This window comes from Streptomyces sp. NPDC041108, from assembly GCF_055592645.1.
This window is the reverse complement of sequence record NZ_JBVIYK010000048.1, coordinates 1-4,924: the sequence shown is the minus strand read 5'-3', so window position 1 is coordinate 4,924 and position 4,924 is coordinate 1. Positions and strand designations below refer to the sequence as shown.

Here is a 4,924-nt window from a genome sequence, read left to right as displayed (position 1 = left end):
CAGTCAGGCCCCCACCATCCGCGTACCGCATAACACCGGCATACCGCAGGGATCACCCAACGTCACCACCCGAAGGCAACCCGAAAAGGTCAGTACCCACACCCCCAGTCGCGGTACTCGGCGCCGACGGAGCTGCTCGGTGTCGTGGTTGCGACGCGTCGGCCGTTCCGGTCGGTCCAGATCCCCTCGTGGCCGGAGTCGGTGACGCTCGCCGGGCGTGGTCGCAGGAGGCGTAGGTCTCCGGGCCCCAACCCGGTCTGCCCTCCTGGTCCTTGGCGACCACTACCGCCGTCTGCGTCCGACCGTAGACACGGTGCGTGTACAGGACGCTGTCGGTCTCCTCGCGTTCCACGCTGAACCTTGGGGGGATGCCGCCCGGCTCTAACATACGGAAGTAGAGCCTGAGCCCGTCTTCCGGTGTCTTGCCGCCGTCGCCCCTCCCCCAGCCGTCGGGCGCACCGCCCCGGGAGATCTCCCCCTTGCACTCCAGCGCCCGGCCCGCAGCGCCCGAGGCGAGCAGCATGGCCTCCGGAGTGTCCTCGTTCACCTCCTCGGTCTCGATGTGGAGCGGACCGCTGTACGGCGTCTCCGCCGGCCCGTAGTCGATGATCACGTCCTCGTCGTCCTCGGCGCCGCATCCCACGACAGCCACCAGTGCGGCTGCCACCGCGACGAGCCGCCTGCGCATGTCCGCCCCCTATTCCCGACCGTTCCTTGCGCCACTTCGACGCCGCGCCGGCCCGAAACGTTCAGTGCACCTTCAGCGAGCCGTCTGGAACGCCCTACGGTACGTCCACGCCGAGACCTCGATCGTCGCGTGCAGATGCTGGCGCAGCGGGGCGCCGGTGTCGAGCCGACGCGGAACGGCCCGGTCGACCACTGGATCGACACGGGAAAGACCACAGCGGTGGTCCGCAGTCGGGAGCAGCGCTACGGCTGCCGGGTCGTCGGGGTGGGGTTCGACACCCTGGACCTCAGCGTTGCCGTTCCGCCCACGGGGATGGACGACGCCCTGCTGGTCGCCGCCGAGCACTATGCGTTCTGTCCGGCCGACATCGATCAAGGCAGCGGCAGCGTGGCCGCCTACGCGCAATACCTGCTCGGCGAGGGCGCCTGGGATCTTCCGGTGGGGCTGAGATTCGGAGTCGCCCCGATCGTGCTTGGTTCAGTGAGACACGGAGCACGTCCGGCGACTCCTCGATGTACTCCTGTGGCGGCCCCAGCTCCGGGCGGTCCGCACCTCCAGGATCGTGCCGGGCCGTCCAACTCGCGCACTGTCCGACAGTGCGGACGGCGCCGACCGAGAACTCGCCGGGCTACGGCCGGCATGGGCGTCAGCGGGCTGACGGCAGGCCCGGAGTGCCGCCGCTGCAGGAACCCGGGGTGCGGATGTCGGCGGCCTGGACGGCAATGCACACCCGCTCCAGACAGGCCGGCGGGCGCCGCGAGGATCGGGGCAGACGGTACTGCGCGAGGATCGAGCCGTGACCGATGGCGCTGGCGGCTGATAGGCCGGGAGACCTGACTGACCCACCGTGACCTGCGCTGGCGCCAATGGCACCCTTACCGGCCCGACTGAAACCACGACCACTGCGCCTTTCGCCACGCCCAGTTCACCGCTGGCTACGTCACCGCCGACGACAACTGCACATCACAACTAAGTAGCTCTACTGATGCCGGCATCGGGATGCGTGGTTAGCCTCGCCATACGCGGCGCCGGCGGTCCCGGCACAGGTCTGGTCAGCGCATCACGACGCACCCGACTCGGAGGATTCAACCGTGAGCGACCTGAAACCCACGCCGCCTCCGATCTTTCCGCAAGCGGGCAACCGCGGGTTCGGTGATCCGAGGGGACCCGTCTCCGCTCCCGGTGCAGGACGGCAGCGCAAACGAAGGGGTGGGCGAGTGATCGTGGTTGTTCTGCTGGTGGTCGGGCTGCTCGCCGGTATCACGCCCCTCGTGTACACGCAGGCGCGCCGCATCCTGGGCTTGTACGATCCCACCGCGTCGTCCGACGGCGTGACGCTGCGGACGTTGCCGTTGAGGGGCCCGGTGGCGTACTCGCCCGACGGGCACACCCTGGCTTCCTGGAGTAACAACGGCACTGTAGAACTGTGGGATGTCGGCAAGGGCACGCGTCGACACGTCCTGCCCTTCGCCGTTGACTCCAATGCGCGACACTCCTACCGGAAGGTGGTTTTCGCACCGGACGGCGACACGGTGGCGACGGAGCTCAACGACGGGAAGACGATCCAGATCTGGGATACGCAGACCGGTGCCACGCGCACCGTGATCAAGGTCCCGGTCACCCATCCCGAGGGGCTGATGCCGCTGCGCGTCAGCAAACTGGTGTACTCACCCGACAGTCGTACCATCGCGGCCACCGGTGACCGTCTGCAGCTCTGGGACGTGGCCACCGGCGCGCTCCGCCACCGGATCGACGTCTCAGCCCAGGATGCGGCATTCGCGCCGGACGGCAGGACCATCGCCGCCGTGGCCGAACGGCAGGGCGGCATCTGGGACGTCGCCACCGGTGCCCGGGTACACCCGCTCGACCCGTCCGGAGGGCATTTCGCCTGGACGGTCGGGTTCGCGCCGGACGGAAGAACCGTGGTCGCCGATGGTGACAGGGTTCGGGCCTGGGACACGGCGACAGGTGCTGTGCGGTGGTCGTCAGGGCCGTATGAGGGAAGCACGCCGGTCTACGCACCGGACGGGAGCCTGCTGGCGGAGCGCAGTGGCGACGACGTCTGGCTGGTCGATCCGGCGAGCGGCAAAAAGCTCCGTACGCTACGTGGCCTGCATGGTCTCCTGATATCGGTCGGCAATAGCGAGCAGGTGGATCAGATTGCCTGGGCCCCGGACAGTCACACCCTGGTGGTCAGGCACAGCCGCGCGAACGAGTCCTGGGCCAACACTCCGCAGGTCTGGGACGTCAGGACCGGTACCGCACTCCAGCTCCTCAAGGGACACAAAGGCCCGGTTCAGGATGTCGCGTACTCCCCGGACGGCCGCACCATCACCACCGTCAGCGGTGACGGGACCGCGCGGATCTGGCGCGCGACCCCTTGACCGAGGGAGGAATCCCAACCGGTCGCTTCGTCACCGGCTCTGGCGGGATGAGAAGCCTGGATCCCGCGGATCCAGCGGCCATTGGTGTTGAGCGACGCTGAGGAAATGCATGAAGGTGACGTTGCCCCTGCCGGAAACCTCATCCGGCCTGGTCACGCAGCATGCTGGTACTCGTGAAGGAGGCCGCCGAGTCGGTCGGTTCGATGTATGTCGAGGCGGGCGATTTCGTCCCGATCGGTGATCGGTTCGGGGAGCGGGTGCAGCGGGCGGGCGTTCGCGATGCCCTGGTGCGGCCGGTGCGCGTTGTAGAACTGCTCGAACTCCCGCAGTGCGTGGAGGAGATGCCGCTGGTTCCAGATCAGGGTGCGGTCCAGCAGTTCACGGCGGCAGGTCTGCACCCATCTCTCCATGATGGAGTTCATGCGGGGGATCCGGATGCCGCTGAGCACGACCTCGATCCCCGCATCGGCGAGGATCGTGTCGAACAGTTCGGGGAACTTCCCGTCCCGGTCCCGGATCAGGTAGCGGGCCTGGCAGCCGACGTCCTGGAGGTCCATGACGAGATTCCTCGCCGCCTGCACGACCCAGGAGGCGGTCGGGTGCGCGGCCACACCCAGGATCCGGATGCGCCGGTCGGTGTGCTTGATGAGCGCGAACACGTACAGCCGCACCCCGGGCAGGGTGACGGTTTCGAAGAAGTCGCACGCGAGGAGCGCGTCCGCCTGGGAGCGCAGGAAGTCCGCCCAGGTACTGGACGTCCGCTCGGGTGTCGGCGGGATCCCAGTGTCCTTGAGGATCTCCCAGACCGTGGACGCCGCCACTTTCACGCCGAGGACGAGCAGTTCACCGTGCAGGCGCCGGTAGCCCCAGGTCGGGTTCTCGCGGGCCAGGCGCAGGACCAGGGCGCGGACGGAGCGCACGGTGCGCGGTCGGCCCCCGCGTTTCGGCCGGGACCGGGCGGCGTGGCGGCGGGCGACCATGTCGCGGTGCCAACGCAGCACGGTGTCGGGCCGCACCAGCAGCCGCATCCGACGCAGCACCTCGGGCGGCAGACCCTGGAGCAGCGCCGCCAGGAACGCCCGGTCGCCCGCGTCGAACCGCACCCGCTGCCCGTTCAGCTGCCGCTCCAGCACCGCGATCTGATGGCGCAGAGGCAGGACCTCCACGTCCATGTCCCGATCGCTCATCGGCAGCAGCCGCAGCATCGCGAAGGCGCTCGCCATGCCCAGGTACACCAGTCGCAGCAGCATGGTCGGTCATCATGCCTGGGTGATCGACGTCGGCGAAGCAGCCGACATCCCGCGAACCGTCGCGCACTGGCTCCAACCAGCGCGGATGACGTTATCGGCAAGGGCAACGTCCCGGTGGGTGACGGGAGTTACGAGATCGTCAGCCAGGACACCGGCAAGCTGCTGGACGTCAAGGACGGGCTCACCATGGACGGCGCGGGCATAGTCCAATGGTCCGACAACAACGGTGCGAACCAGCACTGGACCCTGGTCGCCACCGGAAACGGCTATTACAAGATCAAGAACATGAAGAGCGACAAGCTGCTGGCGCTCGCCACGTCGGGCGCCCAGCTCGTCCAGACGACCGACACGAACGCCGACGGCCAGCTCTGGAAGATCGTCAACGTGGACTGATCACGTCCGCCGCCACGAACAGCACGACCCGCCCGTGGGGCGGTGCCGACGACACCAGTCGGCACCGCCCCACGCGACCACAACAAGGCAAGAGGAGCGGGCGGAGGGCGGCAGTAAGACGTCGTCTCATTTGGGGTGCTGGGTAGTCTGCCCGTGTGGTGATGGTCGAGCGCATGGTGCCGGACGAGTTGTGGGAGCTGTTCGAGCGG

At 68.2% G+C, this 4,924-nt stretch carries 5 protein-coding genes; 3 read left to right on the top strand and 2 right to left on the bottom strand.

Annotation, left to right across the window (positions count from 1 at the left end):
* Nucleotides 1–52: 52 nt before the first annotated feature.
* Nucleotides 53–688 carry a hypothetical protein gene (locus ACZ6BB_RS42090; protein WP_471620362.1) on the bottom strand — a complete coding sequence of 212 codons (636 nt, stop codon included), beginning with the start codon at nt 686–688 and terminating at the stop codon, nt 53–55.
* Nucleotides 689–823: 135 nt separating this feature from the next.
* On the opposite strand from ACZ6BB_RS42090, the gene ACZ6BB_RS42085 reads away from it, so the two are divergent.
* Nucleotides 824–1,525: a DUF4253 domain-containing protein gene (locus ACZ6BB_RS42085; RefSeq protein WP_471620363.1), complete on the top strand. Its 702-nt coding sequence runs from the start codon at nt 824–826 to the stop codon at nt 1,523–1,525.
* Between the two features lie 254 nt (nt 1,526–1,779).
* Nucleotides 1,780–3,072 carry a WD40 repeat domain-containing protein gene (locus tag ACZ6BB_RS42080; protein ID WP_471620361.1) on the top strand — a complete coding sequence of 431 codons (1,293 nt, stop codon included), beginning with the start codon at nt 1,780–1,782 and terminating at the stop codon, nt 3,070–3,072.
* 152 nt (nt 3,073–3,224) lie between these two features.
* Here ACZ6BB_RS42080 and ACZ6BB_RS42075 read toward each other — a convergent pair whose 3' ends face one another.
* Complete coding sequence (locus tag ACZ6BB_RS42075; protein ID WP_471620360.1) at nt 3,225–4,322, bottom strand: integrase core domain-containing protein; 1,098 nt, start codon at nt 4,320–4,322, stop codon at nt 3,225–3,227.
* Between the two features lie 114 nt (nt 4,323–4,436).
* Here ACZ6BB_RS42075 and ACZ6BB_RS42070 point away from each other — a divergent pair, with 114 nt between their 5' ends.
* Nucleotides 4,437–4,715: an RICIN domain-containing protein gene (locus ACZ6BB_RS42070; RefSeq protein WP_471620359.1), complete on the top strand. Its 279-nt coding sequence runs from the start codon at nt 4,437–4,439 to the stop codon at nt 4,713–4,715.
* The last annotated feature ends 209 nt before the right edge of the window (nt 4,716–4,924 follow it).